At 63.7% G+C, this 18,804-nt stretch carries 26 protein-coding genes; 6 read left to right on the forward strand and 20 right to left on the reverse strand.

Annotated features, from left to right (window positions below):
* Positions 1-5 precede the first annotated feature (5 nt).
* The gene (gene glmM, locus NO877_RS08355) at positions 6-1,334 is read right to left on the reverse strand and encodes a phosphoglucosamine mutase (RefSeq protein ID WP_256395876.1); all 1,329 of its coding nucleotides are present in this window, start codon (positions 1,332-1,334) and stop codon (positions 6-8) included.
* 232 nt (positions 1,335-1,566) lie between these two features.
* Here glmM and NO877_RS08360 point away from each other — a divergent pair, with 232 nt between their 5' ends.
* Entirely contained in the window at positions 1,567-2,532 is a 966-nt protein-coding gene (locus NO877_RS08360) for a nucleotidyltransferase family protein (protein WP_256395877.1), read from the forward strand.
* A 66-nt stretch (positions 2,533-2,598) separates the two neighbouring features.
* Here NO877_RS08360 and NO877_RS08365 read toward each other — a convergent pair whose 3' ends face one another.
* Together NO877_RS08365 and NO877_RS08370 are read right to left on the reverse strand one after the other, a co-directional pair.
* The gene (locus tag NO877_RS08365; protein ID WP_256395878.1) at positions 2,599-3,852 is read right to left on the reverse strand and encodes a TIGR00341 family protein; all 1,254 of its coding nucleotides are present in this window, start codon (positions 3,850-3,852) and stop codon (positions 2,599-2,601) included.
* Positions 3,853-3,857: 5 nt separating this feature from the next.
* The gene (locus NO877_RS08370; protein WP_256395879.1) at positions 3,858-5,063 is read right to left on the reverse strand and encodes a cation:proton antiporter; all 1,206 of its coding nucleotides are present in this window, start codon (positions 5,061-5,063) and stop codon (positions 3,858-3,860) included.
* 145 nt (positions 5,064-5,208) lie between these two features.
* On the opposite strand from NO877_RS08370, the gene NO877_RS08375 reads away from it, so the two are divergent.
* The 5 genes from NO877_RS08375 (at position 5,209) to NO877_RS08395 (ending at position 9,010) form a co-directional block, all read left to right on the forward strand.
* On the forward strand, positions 5,209-5,697 hold the full coding sequence (locus NO877_RS08375) for a cation:proton antiporter regulatory subunit (protein WP_256395880.1): 489 nt from the start codon (positions 5,209-5,211) through the stop codon (positions 5,695-5,697).
* Positions 5,698-5,745: 48 nt separating this feature from the next.
* Complete coding sequence (locus NO877_RS08380; protein WP_256395881.1) at positions 5,746-5,967, forward strand: DUF7996 family protein; 222 nt, start codon at positions 5,746-5,748, stop codon at positions 5,965-5,967.
* An 84-nt stretch (positions 5,968-6,051) separates the two neighbouring features.
* On the forward strand, positions 6,052-6,300 hold the full coding sequence (locus tag NO877_RS08385) for a DUF8006 family protein (RefSeq protein WP_256395882.1): 249 nt from the start codon (positions 6,052-6,054) through the stop codon (positions 6,298-6,300).
* Positions 6,301-6,403: 103 nt separating this feature from the next.
* The gene (locus NO877_RS08390; protein WP_256395883.1) at positions 6,404-7,279 is read left to right on the forward strand and encodes a homoserine kinase; all 876 of its coding nucleotides are present in this window, start codon (positions 6,404-6,406) and stop codon (positions 7,277-7,279) included.
* Between the two features lie 66 nt (positions 7,280-7,345).
* The gene (locus NO877_RS08395; protein WP_256395884.1) at positions 7,346-9,010 is read left to right on the forward strand and encodes a hypothetical protein; all 1,665 of its coding nucleotides are present in this window, start codon (positions 7,346-7,348) and stop codon (positions 9,008-9,010) included.
* A gap of 6 nt (positions 9,011-9,016) precedes the next feature.
* Here the strand turns inward: NO877_RS08395 and pdxS are convergent, their stop codons facing one another.
* From pdxS to NO877_RS08480, 17 genes are all read right to left on the reverse strand, one after another.
* Complete coding sequence (gene pdxS, locus NO877_RS08400) at positions 9,017-9,925, reverse strand: pyridoxal 5'-phosphate synthase lyase subunit PdxS (RefSeq protein ID WP_256395885.1); 909 nt, start codon at positions 9,923-9,925, stop codon at positions 9,017-9,019.
* A 154-nt stretch (positions 9,926-10,079) separates the two neighbouring features.
* The gene (gene secY, locus NO877_RS08405; protein WP_256395886.1) at positions 10,080-11,555 is read right to left on the reverse strand and encodes a preprotein translocase subunit SecY; all 1,476 of its coding nucleotides are present in this window, start codon (positions 11,553-11,555) and stop codon (positions 10,080-10,082) included.
* Between the two features lies 1 nt (position 11,556).
* Positions 11,557-12,057: an uL15m family ribosomal protein gene (locus NO877_RS08410; RefSeq protein ID WP_256395887.1), complete on the reverse strand. Its 501-nt coding sequence runs from the start codon at positions 12,055-12,057 to the stop codon at positions 11,557-11,559.
* Entirely contained in the window at positions 12,057-12,521 is a 465-nt protein-coding gene (rpmD, locus tag NO877_RS08415; protein ID WP_256395888.1) for a 50S ribosomal protein L30, read from the reverse strand. The genes NO877_RS08410 and rpmD overlap by 1 nt, the downstream gene beginning before the upstream one ends.
* Positions 12,521-13,168, reverse strand: a complete 648-nt coding sequence (locus NO877_RS08420) for a 30S ribosomal protein S5 (RefSeq protein ID WP_256395889.1) — start codon at positions 13,166-13,168, stop codon at positions 12,521-12,523. Before NO877_RS08420 ends, rpmD begins: the two co-directional genes overlap by 1 nt.
* Positions 13,165-13,719, reverse strand: coding sequence for a 50S ribosomal protein L18 (locus tag NO877_RS08425; protein WP_256395890.1), 555 nt, complete (start codon positions 13,717-13,719; stop codon positions 13,165-13,167). The genes NO877_RS08420 and NO877_RS08425 overlap by 4 nt, the downstream gene beginning before the upstream one ends.
* Complete coding sequence (locus tag NO877_RS08430) at positions 13,719-14,177, reverse strand: 50S ribosomal protein L19e (RefSeq protein WP_256395891.1); 459 nt, start codon at positions 14,175-14,177, stop codon at positions 13,719-13,721. The genes NO877_RS08425 and NO877_RS08430 overlap by 1 nt, the downstream gene beginning before the upstream one ends.
* A complete protein-coding gene (locus NO877_RS08435; RefSeq protein ID WP_256395892.1) occupies positions 14,170-14,886 on the reverse strand; it encodes a 50S ribosomal protein L32e in 717 nt (238 codons plus the stop codon). The genes NO877_RS08430 and NO877_RS08435 overlap by 8 nt, the downstream gene beginning before the upstream one ends.
* A 1-nt stretch (position 14,887) precedes the next feature.
* The gene (locus NO877_RS08440) at positions 14,888-15,424 is read right to left on the reverse strand and encodes a 50S ribosomal protein L6 (protein WP_256395893.1); all 537 of its coding nucleotides are present in this window, start codon (positions 15,422-15,424) and stop codon (positions 14,888-14,890) included.
* A gap of 2 nt (positions 15,425-15,426) precedes the next feature.
* The gene (locus tag NO877_RS08445) at positions 15,427-15,819 is read right to left on the reverse strand and encodes a 30S ribosomal protein S8 (RefSeq protein WP_256395894.1); all 393 of its coding nucleotides are present in this window, start codon (positions 15,817-15,819) and stop codon (positions 15,427-15,429) included.
* 2 nt (positions 15,820-15,821) lie between these two features.
* Positions 15,822-15,995 (reverse strand): 30S ribosomal protein S14, encoded by a 174-nt coding sequence (locus NO877_RS08450; RefSeq protein WP_256395895.1) that lies wholly within the window; start codon positions 15,993-15,995, stop codon positions 15,822-15,824.
* Positions 15,992-16,516, reverse strand: coding sequence for a 50S ribosomal protein L5 (locus NO877_RS08455; RefSeq protein WP_256395896.1), 525 nt, complete (start codon positions 16,514-16,516; stop codon positions 15,992-15,994). The genes NO877_RS08450 and NO877_RS08455 overlap by 4 nt, the downstream gene beginning before the upstream one ends.
* On the reverse strand, positions 16,513-17,214 hold the full coding sequence (locus tag NO877_RS08460; protein ID WP_256395897.1) for a 30S ribosomal protein S4e: 702 nt from the start codon (positions 17,212-17,214) through the stop codon (positions 16,513-16,515). The genes NO877_RS08455 and NO877_RS08460 overlap by 4 nt, the downstream gene beginning before the upstream one ends.
* Positions 17,211-17,573 carry a 50S ribosomal protein L24 gene (gene rplX, locus NO877_RS08465; RefSeq protein ID WP_256395898.1) on the reverse strand — a complete coding sequence of 121 codons (363 nt, stop codon included), beginning with the start codon at positions 17,571-17,573 and terminating at the stop codon, positions 17,211-17,213. Before rplX ends, NO877_RS08460 begins: the two co-directional genes overlap by 4 nt.
* 1 nt (position 17,574) lies before the next feature.
* A complete protein-coding gene (locus NO877_RS08470; RefSeq protein ID WP_256395899.1) occupies positions 17,575-17,973 on the reverse strand; it encodes a 50S ribosomal protein L14 in 399 nt (132 codons plus the stop codon).
* The gene (locus NO877_RS08475; protein WP_256395900.1) at positions 17,973-18,317 is read right to left on the reverse strand and encodes a 30S ribosomal protein S17; all 345 of its coding nucleotides are present in this window, start codon (positions 18,315-18,317) and stop codon (positions 17,973-17,975) included. The genes NO877_RS08470 and NO877_RS08475 overlap by 1 nt, the downstream gene beginning before the upstream one ends.
* Entirely contained in the window at positions 18,308-18,802 is a 495-nt protein-coding gene (locus NO877_RS08480) for a ribonuclease P protein component 1 (RefSeq protein WP_256395901.1), read from the reverse strand. The genes NO877_RS08475 and NO877_RS08480 overlap by 10 nt, the downstream gene beginning before the upstream one ends.
* Between the last annotated feature and the right edge of the window lie 2 nt (positions 18,803-18,804).

Consider the following 18,804-nt stretch of genomic DNA (forward strand, 5'->3'; position numbering starts at 1 on the left):
GAGCGCTACCCGGTCGCGGCCGTGATCCGGTCGACCGCCGCTTTGCGGAGCCGGTCGGCCGCGGCCTCGGTGGTGGCTTCCGCGGTCACCCGAACGAGCGGCTGGGTGCCGCTCGCACGAACGAGGAACCAGCCGTCGTCGGTTTCGACCCGGAGGCCGTCGCTGGTGTCGACGTGCTCGAAATCCGCTTGGATTCTCTCGGCCACCCGCCCCATGACCGCGGCCTTGTCGTCGACCGCGATACTGTCGCGGGACAGCGGGTAGGTGTCGACGCTGTCGACCAACTCGGAGAGCGGCCCGCGGCTGCCGACGAGTGCGGCGAGCTTACAGGCCGCCAGCGGGCCGTCCGGGCAGAGGGTTTCGTCGGGCCAGATCCACGCCCCCGATGGTTCGCCGCCGAAGACCGCCCCTGGCTCGGCGGCCGCCTCGGCGACGAACACGTCGCCGACCTTCGTGCGGACCAGCTCGCCTCCAGCAGCGGTAACCGCATCGTCGGCACACAGGCTGGTATCGACCGGTGCGGCGACCTGTCCCCCTCCAGCTGCCCGGACTGCTCGTCTGGCGAACAGCGCCAACAGCACGTCCTTCGGGACGAACGCGCCGGTCTCGTCGACGGCCATCATCCGGTCGGCGTCGCCGTCGTGGGCGATACCGAGGTCGGCATCGCTGTTGCCGACCTGCGTGCAGAGCGCGGTCAGCGTCTCGGCGGTCGGCTCACTGGGACGACCGGGGAACGAGCCGTCGGGCTGGGCGTTGAGCGTCGTTACATTCGCGCCGAGCTCACCGAATGCTGCGGCGGTCACTCCGCCCACACCGTTGCCCACATCGACGACGACCGAGAGGTCCGCGATGGCCTCGCGGTCGACCGCCTCGACGAGGGCGTCCCTGTGGGCGGCGGTCGCGGTCGGATCGCGTTGGCGGTCGCCCGAGTCGTCCCAGTCGGCCAAATCGTAGCTGCCGCGCTCGACGATCTCGACGATCCGCTCGCGTCGATCGGTGTCGAAGGCTTGCCCCGATGGAGTCCAGAGTTTGAGCCCGTTGTCGGGAGCCGGGTTGTGGGAGGCGGTGATGACGACGCCCGCGTCGGCGTCGTGGTGGGCGATCCGCCGGGCGAGCGTCGGCGTCGCCACCTGGCCGAGATCGACCACGTCCGCGCCGCACTCGGCGAGTCCTGCGGCGACTGCATCGGCGAGGAACCGCCCCGTTTCGCGTGCGTCACGGCCGACAAGTACCGTCGACGCGCCGTCGGTCGCGACCGCCCGCCCGATCGACAGCGCAAGCTCGGCTGTCACCGTCTCGCCAACAGGTCCACGGACGCCACTCGTTCCAAACATACGCTTTCTGTCGGTGCCTCCCCCATTAGTTACCCGATACCTATGGCGACCGATCCACTGTGGGGCCGTATCAGCATTGTTCGAACCTGACACGAACGGTACTCTTCAACAGAGTATAGTGATTTGTATTCAGTCATTGGTGAACAGTAACATGGAGGTATACCGCCTGTAGCGACCGTTTGTGATCTCCGCAAGGAAAGAGTATAAGGTAACAGAGACTGCTTAGCCTGATATGGACGCAATTGTTCTTGCCGGTGGCTATGCCACCCGAATGTGGCCGATTACACGGAACCGACCGAAGATGCTGCTGCCCGTCGGCGAGACGACGGTGATCGACAAAACACTCGAACAGCTCGAAGACGACGAGGAGATCCAGGACGTCTATATCAGTACCAACGAGCGGTTCGCCGCCGACTTCGAGAACTACGTCGACGAGCAGGGCTACCAGAAGCCCGAACTGTCGGTCGAAGACACCAGCGACGAGGACGAGAAGTTCGGCGTCGTCGGCGCACTCGCCCAGCTGATCGACCGCGAAGGTCTCGACGACGACCTACTCATCATCGCCGGTGACAACATGGTCGGCTTCGATATCGCGGACTTCGTCGACTTCTTCGAGGACAAGGAGTCTCCCGTGCTTGCGGCCTACGACGTCGGCGACCGCGAACGCGCCAAATCCTACGGGCTGGTCGAACTCGACGACGACGAGGTCGTCAACTTCCAGGAGAAACCCGACGAGCCGAAGACGACGCTCGCGTCGATCGCCTGCTATGCGTTCCCGGCGGACGTGCTGCCGAAGTTCGACACCTATCTCGCCGACGACCAGAACCCCGACGAGCCCGGCTGGTTCCTCCAGTGGCTCCAGGACCGACAGTCAGTCTACGCCTTCACCTTCGAGGACGTCTGGTTCGACATCGGCGAGGCCGCGGCCTACCTCGACGCCGTCGACTGGAAGCTCGGCGGCGAGCCGCTGGTCGCCGACGATGCGACCGTCGAAAACAGCGAGCTGAACGGCTCGACCCACGTGATGTCCGGCGCAACCGTCAAAGACTCGACGGTCACCGACTCGCTGGTCTTCCCCGATGCCCATGTCGAGGACGCCGAACTGACCGACACGGTCTTCGACGAGAAGGCGAGTATCGAGGGGATCGACCTCACCGACAGCCTCGTCGGCTCCTACAGCCAGCTCGGCGACGAGTAGCGCACTCCGCCTTCGGACCGCATTTTAGTACCGCTGCAATGCCCGATAGTCGACTCCTACCAGCCGTTAGGCGGTATCTACTCGTTCGGTAACCACGGTGACCGGGACGTCGACGTCGGTCTCCTGTCGAATCCGCTCACGTATCGTCGCGGCAGTCGGTGGAGAATCGCCGTAGACGTGGACTGTTACTTCGGTCGGCTGCTGGGAGAGGAGGTCCGCGCGGTACTCGAAGTCGACGCCGAGCAGCTGGTCTGTGGTGTCGGCGGCGATTGCCTCGACTTGCTGTTCGAAAGCCGCGTTCTCGCGGGCGTCGAGCGAACTCACCGCCAGAAACGAGGTGAGAACGAGCACCGCCAGCCCGAAGACGACCAACCGACCGACCGTCGCCCGCCGGGCCTGCTGGGCGTCGTACCAGTGGGTCGGGTTGTAGCGTTTGATCCAGATGGTGACGATCCCCGCAATGTTGATCGACAGCAGATTGACCAGCACCAACACACCGGCCCCGAAGGCGAGTCGGGGGTCTGCGTAGGCGATGCCGAGGCCCACCGAGGCGGCGGGCGGCATCAAGGCAACCGCGATCATCACGCCGACCAGCGCCTCGTCGGCCCCCGAGGTCAGCGACAGCGCCCCGGCGGTTCCGGCCCCGAGAGCGATCGCCAGCGCCAGGAGTCCAGGATGGGCGCGTTCGGCGACCTGCTGGATCAACAGCAGTTCGAGCTCCGGTGCGAGCACCGCCCGGTAGCTGAGCGCGAACAGCGTCGCGCTCAGGACGGCGACCGCCAGCCCGATCACCTGCGAGCGGACGCCCTCCCAGAACAGCGCGTTGTCGTCGTCGTTGATGACGGTTCCGACACAGGAGGCCATCGCGGGGCCGATCAGCGGCGCGATGACCATCGAGCCGACGACGACCGCCGCGCTGTCCTGGAGCAGTCCGGCGGTGGCGACGATGGCGCTGATGATCGTCAACACGAGGTAGTTGGTCGTGGATCGGGAGAGGTTCCGGGCCTTGGTTCGGAGTTCGTCACGGGAGATCCGTTCGTCTTCGGCGTCGTCGTTTGCTTCTTGTTGCTCCTCGAACTGCTCGGAGATGATCGTCTCGACATCGGTGACGACCATATAGCCGTCGCGTTCGACACCGACATCCCGGAGTTGGTCGATGATGCCCTCGACAGCGTCCGATTCGGCGGGGATGTAGACGATGTCGCTGAACCCCGAGGTCGATGTCTCGGAGGTCATCGCAAACTCGATTTCTTCGGCATCGAGGATCTCGATGACGGTCTCGCGTTTCCCCTCCGGAATGAGTGTCTGAATCAGTCGCATAGGTGTTAGCTGGCTGGCTCAGGCTGGCTGGTTCGGTCGGGAATGAGTCCTTCGAACGTATCAGAGTACTGCATACAGACGGTCCCGAGAATACTCATCGAGAGGACATACCCCACGGCGAAGGCCGGAATCGTCTCGGTGAGCACCGGCCCGGTTCCGGCGGCCGCAACCGTCGCGATGATCAGCGAGAACTCCCCGCGGGTGACCATCCCAGCGCCGACCCGCACCGACCGGGTGTGGCTCAGCTCGTAGACCCGGCCGCTCCAGTACCCGCTGAGGAGTTTGGTCGGCGTCGAGGCGAGGATGGCGACCGCCAGATAGCCAGCGACGCCGACGATCAAAAGCGGGTCGGTGATGAGGCCGATCCAGAAGAAAAAGATCGCCGCAAACAGGTCGCGGATCGGCTCCAGGAGCCGCTCCAGTTCGTGGACGTGGGTCGTCGAACTGAACGCCATCCCGATAAAGAAGGCCGCGACGGCCTCGCTGACACCGAGTGCGAGCGCCGCCCCCGCCACGAGGATCGTGACGCCGACCGCTCGGAGCAGGAAGTACTCGTGAGAGTCGGTGGCGAGCAACCGCTCGAAGAGCCCGTTGCCGTACTGGACGAGCAACAGAAGGAGGAAAATAAAGCCGAGAGCGATCCCGACCGACTGGGCGGCCGCACCGATATCGCCGCCGCCGATGACGATCGCCGAGACGACCGCGAGATAGACGGCGATAAACAGGTCCTCGAAGACGAGCGTGCCGAGCATCGGGTTGGCCTCGTCGTTGGCGATCCAGCCGAGATCGATCAGCGATTTGGTGATGATCGCACTCGACGAGATATAAATGATGCCAGCCAGCAGGGTTGCGGCGATGAGATCGCCGAAGAACAGATAGCCGAGGGCGAAGCCGACCGGGAAGTTGATCCCCAGATCGATCAGTCCGGCTTTCCCGATCAACTGGCGGCTTTCGAGCAGCCGGTCGAGGTTGAATTCGAGCCCGAGGAAAAAGAGGAGGAACACGATCCCGAGCTCCGCGCCGATCCCGATAAACTCGGTGTTTTGGATGTAGGGGAGATCGAGGCGACCGACGACAAAGGGGCTGCAGATGATCCCGGCAATAATATAAAACGGGATCACCGACAGGCCGATCCGTTTGGCCAGCAGGCCACAGAGCGCGACGGCGGTGAACAACGCGCCGACTTCCAACAGGAGGGTGTCACCAGCCATTGTAGAGGTAGTCGATACTGTGAGTTCGGACCTGATAAGGGTGTGCGAATCGAGTCGGCGAGCCGATCACCTCTCGGCAGGATCGACGACTCGGTCGGCGGTCAACCGGGTGAATACTTATTCGATGGTCCGCACAGTATCGGATATGGAGATCTCCGAGACGGACCTGCCGGGCGTCGGCAAGCGGTTCGAGCTGCCGGTCCACGACGGCTCGTCGCTCGTCGTCGTGATCCACAACACCGGCAAACACGAGGTATTTAAAAAAGAGCACGCGGATGCGGACGCCGACCGCGTGATCGAACTCAGCGAGGCCGAAGCCGAGGCCTTCGGATCGATCCTCGAAGACGTCCATTTCCAGCCCAGCGAGACAGATATGAGTTCGACGACGATCGGCGGCGACACCGTTATCGAGTGGTATACCCTCGACGAGGAGTCGCCACTGGCTGGGACGACACTCGAAGAAAGCGACATTCGGGACGAAACGGGCGTGACCGTGATCGCCGTCGAACGGGGACCGGATGCCTTCCCCAGCCCGAATCCGAGCTTCGAGTTCGAAGTCGGGGACACCCTAGTGACGATCGGCCGGAGCGACGAGCAGGCCGCACTCGAATCGCGGCTCGGCAAGGCCGACTGAGCCGGACCGAACCGAGCGATTGACACGGCTGGCACACCAACGGGCGGTATGGCCGAGACGAACCTCCAGGAATTCCTCAGCTCCGATACCATCCTGTTGGCACTAATCCTGTTCGTCGGCATCGCAGGCTCCGGCGTCGCCCGCTGGGGGCTTGGACAGCTCGGACTCGACACCCTCGGGATGATCGTCTTCGTGATGGGGTACGGTGGGATGGTATTCGTCCTTTGGTATGGCTGGATTCGACCGCTGGATATTACCGGTCCCCAGTAGTCGCCCACCCGGCTTGCAGGACCCCAGTTAGTCGCCCGAAGAACGGAAGTTTAATGCGGGTTTCACCGCGACCTACGAACAAGAATGCTGCCGCTATTCGTCGACTCGATCCTCCTGGACTACAACATCGGGCAGATCATGCTAGTGGGGTTCGTCCTGACGACCCTCGGGGCGCTCCCACTGAAATCCCAGCAGGTAATCGGGCTCAACACGATCCTCTTCGGCGTGATTTTCGTCCTGACGCCCTCGACGTTGATGCCCAGTTACTACCTGTTTTTGGGCCTCACGCTCATCGTGATCGGGCCGCTGGTGTATGTCACTGCCGACGGCTAATCGCTGTGGGGATGCCGAAGGGGTGGCCGACCAGCCGCCAACACCGGGGAGATCGTCGGCCCGGTTCGCTATCTTTTTGGGGTAACTACGATAACCCAGCCGCATGATCACGGTTCGAGCGCCGGCGACGAGCGCCAACCTCGGCAGCGGCTTCGACGTCTTCGGGGTTGCCCTCGATCGCCCGGCCGACGTGATCCGTGTCGAACGCGCCGACCGGACCACGATCGAAATCACGGGCGTCGGGAGCCAGTACATCCCGACAGACCCCGACAAAAACACCGTTGGCGCGGTCGTCGACGCCCTCGAAGCCCCCGCCCGCATCGAGATCGACAAGGGCGTCCGGCCCGCTTCGGGACTCGGCTCGTCGGCCGCCAGCGCCGCCGGTGCGGCGGTCGCACTCAACGAGCTGTACGATCGGGGGCTCTCGCGGGAGGAACTCGTCCCGATCGCTGCGGAGGGCGAGGCCGTCGTCTCCGGGACCGCCCACGCCGACAACGTCGCCCCCTCGATCCTCGGCGGCTTTACGATCGCCACCGGCGACGGCGTCCACTCGGTGGAAGCCGACATCCCACTCGTTGCCTGTCTCCCCGAGATCGCCGTGTCGACGCGGGACGCCCGCGAGGTCGTCCCCGAGACCGCGAGCATGGAGCAGTTGGTCGAGACCGTCGGCAACGCCGCGACGCTCACGATGGGGATGTGTCAGTCCGACCCCGAGCTCGTCGGCCGTGGGATGGCTGACCCACTGGTGACGCCTGCGCGGGCGAAACTGATTACGGGGTACGAGGCAGTCTCGCAGGCCGCCCGCGAGGCGGGAGCAGTTGGCGTCACTGTCAGCGGAGCAGGACCCTCGCTGCTCGCGGTCTGTCGGGACGACCAGCGGCGTGCGGTAGCGACCGCGATGCTCGATGCGTTCGCGGATGAAGGCGTCGAGGCTCGCGCCTACCAGACGCGCGTGAGCCGCGGCGCGACGCTGTTCTGAGACAAACGGAACGCTACCTATCAGTAGTTTCAAAACTCCTATAGTCTGATTCGGCCAAGAGCCGCTGTGATACCCGATCTCTCCGGCCGGTTCGAGACGGTGTCGACCGGCCCACATCTCGCAAAACGGATCGCCCTCCTGGTCGCCGCCTGTGGCCTCCTCTATGTCCTGCGGCCCCTTGTTCACGGGCTCGTCTACCCGATCGTCTACTCGCCGACCGGGCTGCTCGTCGGCGGGGTGACGATCCTCGTGGCGGTTGGCCTCTGGCTCGCGCCGCCGCTGCGAACCGAGGGCCGAGACGTCGACGGCGGCTCGCTGGGACTGTTTTTAAGCGATTCGGCGGTGTTGAAACTCTACCTGGTAGGAACGATCTTCGGCATCACCGTCCTGATCGGCTTCCTCTACTCGGTTCCGGCCGGGATGGTCGCCGAGGCGACGCTGGCCGACCGGACGATGAGTGACAGCGAGCCGATCGACGGCTTCCCCGAGATCAACGCCGACAACCCCCGGATCGTCCCCCGGGCGGTCGCCGACGTCCAGACACGGGGGTCGACCTCGTACCGGACCCACCGGCTGGGGCCGAGCGACATCGCCCGGGCCGAAGACGGCACGCTGGCGTGGTCCTACGCCATCGAACCCGACGGCCCGCGGAACAAGCTGCTGAGCAATCAGCGCGGCGTCCTGCTGTCGGATATGACCCGGATGGAAAACCGATCGATCACGGCCTACGACGACCAACAGTTCGCGGTCGGCGAGGGGATGTACCTCCAGCGCGGGGCCGACTGGAACCTGAAGTCGACCGACTTCCTGACGCGGTACTACGACGACGCCGTCGAGTTCACCCACAACGGGACCGCCTACATGTACTACCCCAAAACGGGCCACGAGTGGCAGCTGACGCCGATCCCCCACACCGTTCCGGTCTGGGACGGCGGCGCACTCATCAGCCCGGACGGGACAATCACCCACCTGACGCCCCAGCAAGCACAGGAAAACGAGATCCTGGAGGGCCAGCGGCTCTACCCGCTTTATAATACGGAGCGAGAAATGGGCTCACTTGGCTTCCGCAACGGGATCATCAACCAACTGCCGGTCGTCGGCGCACACGAAAACGAGGTCGAAGTCGCCGAGCTGCCCGCCGGGGCTGGCAACAACCAGCCGTTCGTGATCGACCTCGACGGCGAGCGGATGAGCTACGTCACCGCCATGGAGCCCTACGGCGAGGATTCTAGAGGTCTCGACGAGATATTCTTTGTCGACGCCACGACCGGCGAGAGCCGGTATTTCGCCTCCGAGGGCGAGACGCTCACCGGCCCCGAGCGGGCGATGGGGATCGTCCGGTCGGCGGACTCACAGACCGGCTGGGGTGACAACTTCGTCGTCGTCGAGCCGGTTCCGGTGTTCATCAACGACGAGCTGTGGTGGCACAGCAAAGTCGTCCCAACCGACAACACGGATATCAGCCGCAACGTGTTCGTCAACGCCGACAGCGGCGAGGCGGTCTCACTCATGACCACCGAGGCAGTGCAGTCGTTCCTTGCCGGTGAGGACGTCGACGACGAGCAGGTCGAGACCGAGCCAGCACCCGACAGCGAGGGTGTCGACTACTACATCGTCATCACCGACAGCAACGGCCAGGAGATCGAGCGGATTCCGGTTGGTCCCGACGAGAACCCGACGATCGAATACGTTCCGGCCAGCCAAACAGCTGAAAACAGTAGCGCGCCGTAACCGTCGTTAGACGCCGCGGCCCTGCAGTCGCTCGTCGTCCGGAATCGAATCGTTCGACTGGCCCTTCATCCCGCCGCCAGCCTGGGTGGCAATCTCGGCGAGTCGGTCGGGGTCGTCCCAGTTGTTGACCGCCTCGACGATGGCGTTGCCCATCTGTTCTGGCTCCTCGGCTCCGAAGATTCCGGAGCCAACGAAGATGCCGTCACAGTCGTGGTGCATCATCAACGCGGCGTCGGCTGGTGTTGCGATCCCACCGGCGGCGAAGTTGACTACGGGGAGTCGACCCATCTCGGCGGTTTCGTGGACGAGTTCGCGGGGTGCGCCGTGTTCGCGGGCCCACTTCTCACGCTCCTCGTGGTCGAGGCCTTCGATGGTCCGGATCTGGTTCATCATCGTCCGCTGGTGTTGGACGGCCTGATTCACGTCGCCCGTGCCAGCCTCACCCTTGGTGCGGATCATCGCCGCGCCCTCGTGGATGCGTCGCAACGCCTCGGGGAGGTTCCGGGCCCCACAGACGAACGGCGAGGTAAAGTCGCGTTTATCGATGTGGTACTCGTCGTCGGCGGGCGTGAGGACCTCCGACTCGTCGATCATATCGACGCCGAGGGCTTCGAGGATCTGGGCCTCGGTGTGGTGGCCGATCCTGGATTTCCCCATAACGGGGATCGACACTTCGTCGATGATCTCGGTGACGTTCGAGGGGTCGGGCATCCGGGCGACACCGCCGCGTTTGCGGATGTCCGCCGGGACGGCTTCGAGTGCCATCACGGCGACAGCACCGGCATCCTCGGCGATCCGCGCCTGTTCGGCGTTGACGACATCCATGATGACGCCGCCCTTCTGCATCTGTGCAAAGCCGCGTTTCACCAACTCGGTGCCGCGCCGCAGCGTCCCGAGATCGGTTGGTTCCGACATGGACTCTTGTTGGGTACGAACACACTTAACCCGTGTTCTTTTGGCGTTTGGTTGCTGTTGTCGGAAGGATCACCGAACGGATCGACAGCTTTGCTGTCGACGATCCGTGGCCGCTGCTGTGAGGCGATGAAATAAATAAAAACCGCAGAAGCAGCTACTCGTCGCCGAACATCTGCCGCATCATCGGATGCATCTCCATCATCTGCTCTTCGGCGATCTCCTCGTACAGCTTGTACGTAATGGAGACCGTCAGCAGCAGGCCGGTTCCGGAGACGTTGCCGATGGTGCCGAGCATGTTTGCCATCACGGCGAGCAGGCCAACGAGCGCGCCACCAATCACAGTCACCTGTGGGATGTAGCGCTCCATGACCTTTTCAACTACTTGTGGGTTCCGCCGGAAGCCGGGGATCTGCATCCCCGAGTTCTGGATCTGCTTGGCGGTCGCCTCCGGCCCCATGCCGGTGGTTTCGACCCAGAAGATGGCGAAGATCGCGCCGCCGACCAGCATGAAGATCAGGTCGATGGCGACACGCAGGCCGATCTGCCACGGGGCGATCTCCGGCGGCGTCAGCCCGAGGAACCACATCCAATCTGAGCGTGCCTGGATCGGTGCCAGATAGTAGAACAGCCCGTCGACGGGCTGGCTGTCGGCGTAGACGCCGAGCAGCGAGGGCATGTTATTGCCCATCTGGCTGTAGATGATCTGGCCGAGGAACTGGATGTTCGCCTGCAGCGCACGGACGAGGATCATCGGCAGGACGCTCGCGTAGATGAGCTTCACCGGGAATCGCCCACGGGCACCCCGAACGCGGGAGTGACTGAGCGGGATCTCGACCCGGACCGACTCGGCGTAGACGACGACCACGAAGATCAGCACCGTGGTCACCAGCGCAAGCAGGTTCCCGGGGTCGAACAGCAGCCGCTGGAACCATTCGGCAGTGAACGTCGCGCCGAGTTCGGTACCGCCGAAGACGATCCCATACCAGCTCGCGAAGAAACCGGTGGTGCCCAGTGCCGACCAGCTGATCATCCCGCCGATGAGCTGTTGGCTCACACCGGCGATAATGAACAGCCCGACACCGGAGCCGACACCCCATTTGCTCACGATCTCGTCCATGAACAGGATCAGGATGCCGCCGACGAACACCTGGGCGAAGATCAGCAGCTGCACGCCACCGGTACCGATACCGAGGGCCTCACCGACTGCACCGCTGGCGGGCAGGAAGTTGCCCGTAAACACCATTGGCGCGGCGGTTGCCGCGGTCACGATGACCACAAGCAGCTTCTGGAGCCCCTGATACAGCACCTGATCGCGGGGATCGTTGTCCGTATCCAGCCCCAGCAGGTTTGCACCGCCGAGCAGCTGCAGGACGATCGATGCGGTGACGATCGGTCCGATCCCGACCTGCAGGACCGATCCCTGTCCACCCGCGAGGATGGACCGGAACTGACCGAAGATGTCGCTGCCTTCGGCACCGAGGCCGAACAGCGCGATGTTCGTCAGGAAAAAGTAGATACCCAGCACACCGGCGGTCCACATCAGTTTCCGTTTGAACGGAACGTGGCCCTCCGGCCGCGCGACTACGGGCATCCGCGTCAGCACCGGTTCGGCGGCCTCCTTCCAACTCATATTATGATTCGTCTGAACGCTCGTCGTTTACGTCTTCCGCTTCGTCGTCTTCGGCTTCCTCGGCTCGCTCCGAGAGGACGGCGTCGCCGCCTGCCTCCTCGATGCCAGCGACCGCACCCGCCGTAAAGGCGTCTGCGGTGACGACCAGTTCATTGCGAACCTGGCCGCCGCCGAGTACCTTCACGACGTCGACATCGTGTCCGGCGTCGACAACGTCGCGGGCGTCGATGACGTAGGCGTCACCGTCGCTTTCGGCGGTGCCGTCGTCAGCGTAGAGTGCGATGTCCTCGTCGATCTTCTGGATGCGGATCTCTTCGACCGAATCCGTGATCGAGTCGGGACGCGTAAAGCCGTGTTTGCCGAGCGGTTCGTAGTTGTGGAACTCGTGTTTGTCGCGGCCCGCAGCGCCACGGCCACCACGGTGTCCGGCTCCGCGCCGGTTCTTGTGGGTGCCGCCGCTGTGGGTTCGGGAGCCGCGCTGTCGGCGTTTCTTGGATCCCATTATCGCATCGCCTCCAGGAGGCTATCGATATCCTCGGTGTCGTGGCGGCCGAGCTGGCCACCCTCGATGACCGGGTGTTTGATGCCGTCGTGGCCACCGCGCGGCGGGTGGAGCCGAACGACCGGAGCGAGACCCTGCTCGCGCAGCGTCGTCTCCTCTGCGACGAGGGCCTCGGCGAGCGAGGCGATGTCGTCGTAGTCGGTGTTGTCGGCAACCCACGCGTCGTCGACGTCGGCGTCGCCTTCCTCGGCTTCGCCGCGTCGCTCGATGAGCGTGGTCACGGTCTCGGCGCTCGGTTCGCCGAAGGCAACGTAGTCGTTGACCTTCGTTATCATGCCGCGGTAGGTGTCGGTCTCCGGGACGAACGTGACGTGGTTGACGCTGTGCAGATTCAGCATCTGCAGCGTGTCACGGACGTCCTGGGACATGTTGACCTCGCCGCGGAGTTGAACGAGAGCCTGCATTATTCGTTGGCCTCCTTCCGGACGGCCTTGGCGCGCTGGGGAGTCCGCGACTGGGCGGCGTTCTCCAGGGCGTTGTAGGTCGCCTTCGCGAGGTTGACCGTCGTCCGGGTGTTGCCGTCGGACTTCGTCCAAGCGTCCTGGATGCCTGCGAGCTCCAGGATGTTCCGGACGGTCTCGGCTGCCGCGAGCCCGAGCCCCTGTGGGGCGGGCATGATGCGGACGGTGACCGAGCCAGCCTTCCCTTCGGCGGTTCGGAGCAGGGAGTTGACTCCACCGGCGGAGTCCTCCCAGGATCCCGAGCCGCGGTCGACCTTGATGATGTTGAGTTTTGCAACGTCGATGGCCTTCTGGATAGCGCCGCCGACCTGCTCGTCGCGGGCCTGGGCGTAGCCGAGGTAGCCGTCGCGGTTGCCGACCACACAGACACAGCGGAACTTGACTCGGCGACCCGAGTCTGTCATCCGCTGGACCATGTTGATGTCGAGCACCTCGTCTTCCAGCCCCGGAAGGAGTTGGTCGACGATCTCCGGCTCCTTCAGCGGGAGTCCGGAGGCGAGTGCCTGCTCCATCGACGCGATGTCGCCGCTCTGTACCTGTCGGCCGAGCCGCGTACGCGGCTCCCAGCCGTTGTTATCTCGTTGGCTCATTCGTCCTCCTGAATCGCTGCGAGCACGTCGTCGAAGTGCTCAGGTAGTTCGGAGGCGTCGAAATCTCCACTGTACAGCGGCTCGTCGAGCTGGTCGGCGTAGTCGGCGATGTGTTCGCCGCGATTGCGCGACCAGTCGGCCAGCACGCTGTCGTTGTGGGGGATTTCGAGCCCCGCGTCGATCGCTCCTTCCTGCACCGAAAACACCTTGTTACCGGGTGTTGCCGTGTTCAGCCCGATGTCGAGGACGGCCTCGGAGAGACCGGCTTCGACCGCGCGGCTGCCAAGGAGGTAGCCCGTCAGGTACGCGCTGGGGATGTTGCCCGTGGGGGCGTCCCAGCCGTACTCCGAGAGATCCTCGCTGGAGGCGGCAACGTGGGTAATATCGCCGTCGGGTCCGGGGGTGATCAGCTGCGCCCTGACGTGTTTGTTGCTCGTCCGGGCGACCAGACGGGGCTTGCCGGATTTCAGCAGGCGCAACCTCTGGTGGTAATCAGTACGGACCTCACGGCGGCGGCGCATCGGCACGTTGTATCGTGGTCCAGTTGCCATTATGCGTTCACCTCAATGCCGTAGTTGGTTCGGACGAAGGCTTCGAGCCGGTCGACGCTGTCGAACTCGCCACCGCTGGCTTTGTTGTACAGCTCGCGGTACTGCGTCCGGTCGATCGTTCCCTTCTCGCGGAGTTCCTTGAGTCGCTTCCGCTGGGCTCGAATCCGCGAGACCCAGCTGTCTTTGCGCGACTCGCGGGCCCCGGATTTCCCTTTGCGGGTACCTTGGCCCTTCTTGTGGCCGTAGGAGCGCTTCTCGTTGCGCTCGCGGGCACGGCCACGGGAGTTGTTCTGCGTGCCTTTCGCACGGATGATCCCCTGGTCGACCAGTTCGCGAATGTCTTCGCGGGTGATCGCCTCGGCGATCTCTTCCTGTTCCTCGGGGTCGAGCCAGACGCGGCCCTCGCCGACATCGAGGATGTCGGCGGCGAGTCGTTTCTGTGAACCGAGATCACTCATCGTCCTCGACCTCCACTTCGATGTAGGTTGGGTTCAGCACGCGAATCTCCTCGTCCTCGCAGATCTCCTCGATCCGCTCGCGTTTACGGCCGCCGACCTTGCTGGCGATCCGCACCGCTTGGGTGTCGCCATCGATGTCGTCGAGGTCGTCGGCGTTGTGGACGCGAACTTCCTCGAAGCCGCTGGGGTGAAGCCCACGGGCGGCTTTCGGCGATCGGAAGCCGGGGGCGACCTTCGGCCCACGGCTCTTGAAGCCGCGGCGCTGTTTCGACAGTCCACCACGCGGGGCACGCCACGACTCGGGCGTCCGTTTCTTCATGTGGTAGTCCTGACGCTTGAAGGCGGGTTTGCCCTCGCGCTGCTTCTGGGTGAGCGCCGCGTCGGTCTCCTCGTCGAGCTCCGGGGTCTTGTCCGCGTGCCCACGGGCGACGAGTTTCGTCTCGACGTCTTCTTCGGCTTCCTCGTCGAGTTCCTCTTCGGGCGTCTCGTCTTCGACTTCGGCCTCGGTTTCGTCGGCGACTTCGAGGTCACCGACACCGGCCTTGACACGCGCTGCGAGCGCGTTTCCGATGCCGTCGACCTCGCTCAGTTCGCCCTGACTGGCGGCTTTGACGTCTTCGATCGACTCGTAGCCTGCCTCACGGAGCGCGTCGGCCTTCGAGGGGCCGACACCGCTGATGTCCTCTAGTTCTTGGGGTTCGTCTGCCATTTCAGGCACCTCCTGCCTGTGGCTTCTCGACAATGTAGACGCCGTCCTGGAAGACGCGCGTGTCCTTGTCGTTGACCTTGGTGAGCTGTTCGATGTCGGCGGCGGTCTGGCCGACGGCCTCCTTGTCGGTGCCCGTCAGCGTGACCTCTTCGCCGTCGACCTGTACCTCTGTGTCGCCACGGATCGGGGTCCGACGGTCGGCCTTCTCCCCGAGGAAGTTCTCGATGACGACTTCGTCGCCCTCGACTGCCACTTGCATCGGGAAGTGAGCGTAGTGGACCTCCATCTTGTACTCCCAGCCCTCGGTGACGCCGTGGATCATGTTGCGAACGTGGCTTTCGAAGGTGCCAACGGTCGCGGTGGTCTTGGCGTCCTCGACGTCAGTTTCGATGACGACTTCGTCGTCTTCGACGCTGACATCGACATCGGGGAACCAGAGGCGGCGCGAGACGCTGCCGTCGGGTCCCTCGACGGTGAGATCGAGGTGGTCTACCGTAGCGGACACGTCGTCCGGAAGTTGGATTGCTGTTCGTGTCATTGTTAGTAGACGTATGCGATCACTTGGCCACCGATGCCCGCCTCGCGGGCCTCGTAGTGGCTCATCACGCCGTGGCTCGTTGTGACGATGAGCGACCCGTAGTCACGGGCCGGGAGGAACCGTTTCTCCCATTTCTCGTAGCCGTCTGCCCCAACCGAGTAGCGGGGTTTGACGATGCCACATTCGTTGATCGCGCCTTTGAGTTCGACCTCGAACTGACCGGCCTTGCCGTCGTCGACGAATTCGAAGCCGTCGATGTATCCTCGGTCGTAGAAGACCTCGAGGATCGAGCCGATGATGTTCGAGGCGGGCTGTACCGTAATATCGAGATGGCCAACGCTTTCGGCGTTGTCGATGCCGGAGAGTGCGCTGGACAGTGGGTCGTTGCCTGCCATGGTTAGCTGTACTTCTTGAATCCCATGTCTCGGGCGACCTCGCGGAAGCACTGCCGACAGAGGTTGATGTCGTACTTGCCGACAAGCCCCTGTTCGCGCTCACAGCGCCGACAGACCAGCTGCTGGCCCGTCCGCTCCGCGTTGTCTCCGGACGTCTGTTCTTCTGATTCGCTCATTCAGTGACCTCCACGTCGAACGTCGACGCGACGTAGTTGGCTGCATCGTCGGGCGTCATCTGGTGGCCGCTCGGAATCGATCGGGTCTCCTTGTCGCGTTTGGCGACGCGGTAGCCCGGTCGGACGAGCGTCACGGTGACATCGAGCCCGTAGATACCGATCTGCGGGTCGTACTCCTGGCTCGGGAACTCGGTGTGTTCGGCGACACCGAAGCTGAAGTTGCCGGTGTCGTCGAACTGCGACGTCGAGAGTTCGGTCAACGGCAGGGCCGTCTCCAGGAACTCGTGGGCGTCGTCGCCACGAAGCGTCGTTTTCGCACCGATCGGATCGCCCTCACGGATGTCGAACTCCGCGACCGTCCGTTTGGCGAGCGTCTGGACGCTCTCCTGACCCGCGATCTCTTCGAGGATCTCCTGGGCGTTCTGGAGCTCGCGACCGCCTTCGCCGACGGCCATGTGGACGACGACTTTCTCGATGCTTGGTGTGCGCATCTCGTGGAACTCGGCGTCAGCCTCGCTCATTCGTCATCACCCGTGAAGTTCTCGTCGATCACAACGACGTAGCTCTCGACCGTCTCGAAGCCATCGTCGTCGCCTTCGACGGCGACCGTGTTCGAGCCACTACCGAGCGTGACGTCGATCTCGTCGACCGTCCCGATCTGGCCAGCGTGCTGGCCGTCGACGGCGGTGACGAGTGCGCCCTCTTCGTAGACGAAGTGGGCGACGATCTCTTTCGACTCGTTGTCGATGACAAGCGAGTCGCTGGTCGAGTACTCGCTTGCGTCCGCGACGCGAACGTTCGTTCCGTCGTGGAGCGTCAGCTGGAAGTCGCCGCCGGAGACCTGCTCCTTGTTGACGATCTTGCCGAGCCGACTGCCCGCCGACTCCGCGTCGATGGGCGTCAGTGCGAGTCGTCCACCCTCGTCGGGGAAGACGCGGTAGTACTCCTCGCGTTCGGTGAACGCGATGATGTCGAACATCCCGATGGGTCGGCTCTCGTCGGTGATCGCGTCACCGTTGACGAGAATCGAGCCCTGGTTCAGTGCGTAGCGTGCTTCCTTCTTCGAGTCGACGTAGCCCAGCACGTCCCGCAGTAGGACGAGCAGGGGCACACCGGCCTCACCGTGGGGGCCCGCGCCCGCTTTCACGGTGTAGGTTTCGGTCTTCCGTTCGACCGGCCACGAGTTCGGTACCGAGAGTCGTTTCTGGTGGTTGCTCATTCGTTGTCCTCCTCGCTGCTGAGTCGGGCCTCACGCCGTGGGTCGTCGAGATCCAGCTCGGTCACCTGGACGTTGCTGGCTTGAAGCGGTCGAGGCACTTCCTCACCGTCGGACTTCTCGACGGTGACTTCCTCGACGTGGATCTCGGCCTTCTTGAGGTCGACCTTCATGACTTCGCCCTCGCTTCCGGCGTGATCGCCACGCTGGACGACGACGGTGTCGCCCGCGTTGACGCGGACGCTCCGCTGGTCGTACTCCTCGCGGAGTTCGGGCGACAGCGGCGCTTTGACCTGCTCGTGTCGCTCGTGGAGCGACGCGTTCGCAGCGGAATTTCGCTGTTTGTGTGGTTGTCGTGTCATTCTATACGATCATCGTCGCTGTGGACGCGATACTCCCGAAGCGTTCGGCGACTTCGCGTGCGATCGGGCCCTTGATGTCGGTCCCGCGAGGCTCCTCGTTCTCGTCGATGAGAACGGCGGCGTTATCCTCGAATTTCACGCGAATCCCGTCCGGTCGGCGGATCGGCTTGCGCTGGCGGACAATAACTGCCTCCAGGACCTGCCGTCGCATTTCCGGCGTCCCTTTGGTGACCGAGACGGTCACCTTGTCGCCGATACCGGCTTTGGGGTGTCGGTTCTTCGTACCGGAGTAGCCCGCCACGCTGATGACTCGGAGTTCACGCGCGCCGGTGTTGTCGGCACACGTGATCAGCGAGCCCTTCTCGAGTCCCTGTGTCACGTCGGCTTTGAGGGCCTCCATCAGGCATCGCCTCCAAGCTTCTCGACGACAACGTGGGATTTCGTCTTCGAGAGCGGTCGGGTCTCCGCGATCTTCACTTCGTCACCTTCATCGAGCTCATCGAGGACGCCGGGTACGTGCGCTGGAATACGGGACCGGCGTTTCATATACCGGTCGTATTTGGGCACGAACACGTCGTACTCCTGCTCGACGATGACGGTCTTTGCCATATCCGTCGAGACGACAGTCCCACTGCGGGTCTGTCCTCGAACGGGTAGCTGTCCGTAAAACGGACACTTCTCGTAGTCGTAGGCCTCCGGGTTCTGTGGTTCCGGAGGCATAGGTACGTCAAGTCCTATCGCCATTTCGAATCTCCTGTGCGTTCAGTTCGTTCTGCAGGCCGCGAGAGTAGACGGCTGCCATCCACCGTAACGTAGACTCCGCCCTGGCATCCACCCAGAGGGTTTACGGAACATTCCGACGGCGAAGACTTACAGGGGCGTACCCCCGCAGTTTCCTCCCCGAGTTTGGACGAAGACCCCGAGTCCTTCCGGCCTCCCGCTTGGGAGTCCCCGGCAGGATGATCTCCTGCCGGGACCTCGGCGGCTTCATTTGTGTGCACGCCTGCACCTTGGTTGTCAATCGATTCCTCGCTAACTGCGATCTCGAAGGTCGACTCCGCTTTCGGCACGCGCTTTTCGCCCGAGTCTGTTGACACGACAAGTGTGTTCATCGTCTCGCCGACGATGCGACCGGCAATACCGACGAAGTCGGCACTGGCGGCTTCGACCACCCGTACGGGTAAGCCGATGAGTTCGTGTCGTGTGAGTGTCTCGGGCGTGCGTGGCATAC

The organism is Halohasta litorea (assembly GCF_024494645.1).
Lineage (GTDB): Archaea > Halobacteriota > Halobacteria > Halobacteriales > Haloferacaceae > Halohasta > Halohasta litorea.

Excerpts from the sequence above, each read along its gene's own strand:
- glmM (WP_256395876.1), bottom strand. The coding sequence starts at position 1,334 with ATGTTTGGAACGAGTGGCGTCCGTGGACCTGTTGGCGAGACGGTGACA.
- NO877_RS08360 (WP_256395877.1), top strand. The coding sequence starts at position 1,567 with ATGGACGCAATTGTTCTTGCCGGTGGCTATGCCACCCGAATGTGGCCG.
- NO877_RS08365 (WP_256395878.1), bottom strand. The coding sequence starts at position 3,852 with ATGCGACTGATTCAGACACTCATTCCGGAGGGGAAACGCGAGACCGTC.
- NO877_RS08370 (WP_256395879.1), bottom strand. The coding sequence starts at position 5,063 with ATGGCTGGTGACACCCTCCTGTTGGAAGTCGGCGCGTTGTTCACCGCC.
- NO877_RS08375 (WP_256395880.1), top strand. The coding sequence starts at position 5,209 with ATGGAGATCTCCGAGACGGACCTGCCGGGCGTCGGCAAGCGGTTCGAG.
- NO877_RS08380 (WP_256395881.1), top strand. The coding sequence starts at position 5,746 with ATGGCCGAGACGAACCTCCAGGAATTCCTCAGCTCCGATACCATCCTG.
- NO877_RS08385 (WP_256395882.1), top strand. The coding sequence starts at position 6,052 with ATGCTGCCGCTATTCGTCGACTCGATCCTCCTGGACTACAACATCGGG.
- NO877_RS08390 (WP_256395883.1), top strand. The coding sequence starts at position 6,404 with ATGATCACGGTTCGAGCGCCGGCGACGAGCGCCAACCTCGGCAGCGGC.
- pdxS (WP_256395885.1), bottom strand. The coding sequence starts at position 9,925 with ATGTCGGAACCAACCGATCTCGGGACGCTGCGGCGCGGCACCGAGTTG.
- secY (WP_256395886.1), bottom strand. The coding sequence starts at position 11,555 with ATGAGTTGGAAGGAGGCCGCCGAACCGGTGCTGACGCGGATGCCCGTA.
- NO877_RS08410 (WP_256395887.1), bottom strand. The coding sequence starts at position 12,057 with ATGGGATCCAAGAAACGCCGACAGCGCGGCTCCCGAACCCACAGCGGC.
- rpmD (WP_256395888.1), bottom strand. The coding sequence starts at position 12,521 with ATGCAGGCTCTCGTTCAACTCCGCGGCGAGGTCAACATGTCCCAGGAC.
- NO877_RS08420 (WP_256395889.1), bottom strand. The coding sequence starts at position 13,168 with ATGAGCCAACGAGATAACAACGGCTGGGAGCCGCGTACGCGGCTCGGC.
- NO877_RS08425 (WP_256395890.1), bottom strand. The coding sequence starts at position 13,719 with ATGGCAACTGGACCACGATACAACGTGCCGATGCGCCGCCGCCGTGAG.
- NO877_RS08430 (WP_256395891.1), bottom strand. The coding sequence starts at position 14,177 with ATGAGTGATCTCGGTTCACAGAAACGACTCGCCGCCGACATCCTCGAT.
- NO877_RS08435 (WP_256395892.1), bottom strand. The coding sequence starts at position 14,886 with ATGGCAGACGAACCCCAAGAACTAGAGGACATCAGCGGTGTCGGCCCC.
- NO877_RS08440 (WP_256395893.1), bottom strand. The coding sequence starts at position 15,424 with ATGACACGAACAGCAATCCAACTTCCGGACGACGTGTCCGCTACGGTA.
- NO877_RS08445 (WP_256395894.1), bottom strand. The coding sequence starts at position 15,819 with ATGGCAGGCAACGACCCACTGTCCAGCGCACTCTCCGGCATCGACAAC.
- NO877_RS08450 (WP_256395895.1), bottom strand. The coding sequence starts at position 15,995 with ATGAGCGAATCAGAAGAACAGACGTCCGGAGACAACGCGGAGCGGACG.
- NO877_RS08455 (WP_256395896.1), bottom strand. The coding sequence starts at position 16,516 with ATGAGCGAGGCTGACGCCGAGTTCCACGAGATGCGCACACCAAGCATC.
- NO877_RS08460 (WP_256395897.1), bottom strand. The coding sequence starts at position 17,214 with ATGAGCAACCACCAGAAACGACTCTCGGTACCGAACTCGTGGCCGGTC.
- rplX (WP_256395898.1), bottom strand. The coding sequence starts at position 17,573 with ATGACACGACAACCACACAAACAGCGAAATTCCGCTGCGAACGCGTCG.
- NO877_RS08470 (WP_256395899.1), bottom strand. The coding sequence starts at position 17,973 with ATGGAGGCCCTCAAAGCCGACGTGACACAGGGACTCGAGAAGGGCTCG.
- NO877_RS08475 (WP_256395900.1), bottom strand. The coding sequence starts at position 18,317 with ATGGCGATAGGACTTGACGTACCTATGCCTCCGGAACCACAGAACCCG.
- NO877_RS08480 (WP_256395901.1), bottom strand. The coding sequence starts at position 18,802 with ATGCCACGCACGCCCGAGACACTCACACGACACGAACTCATCGGCTTA.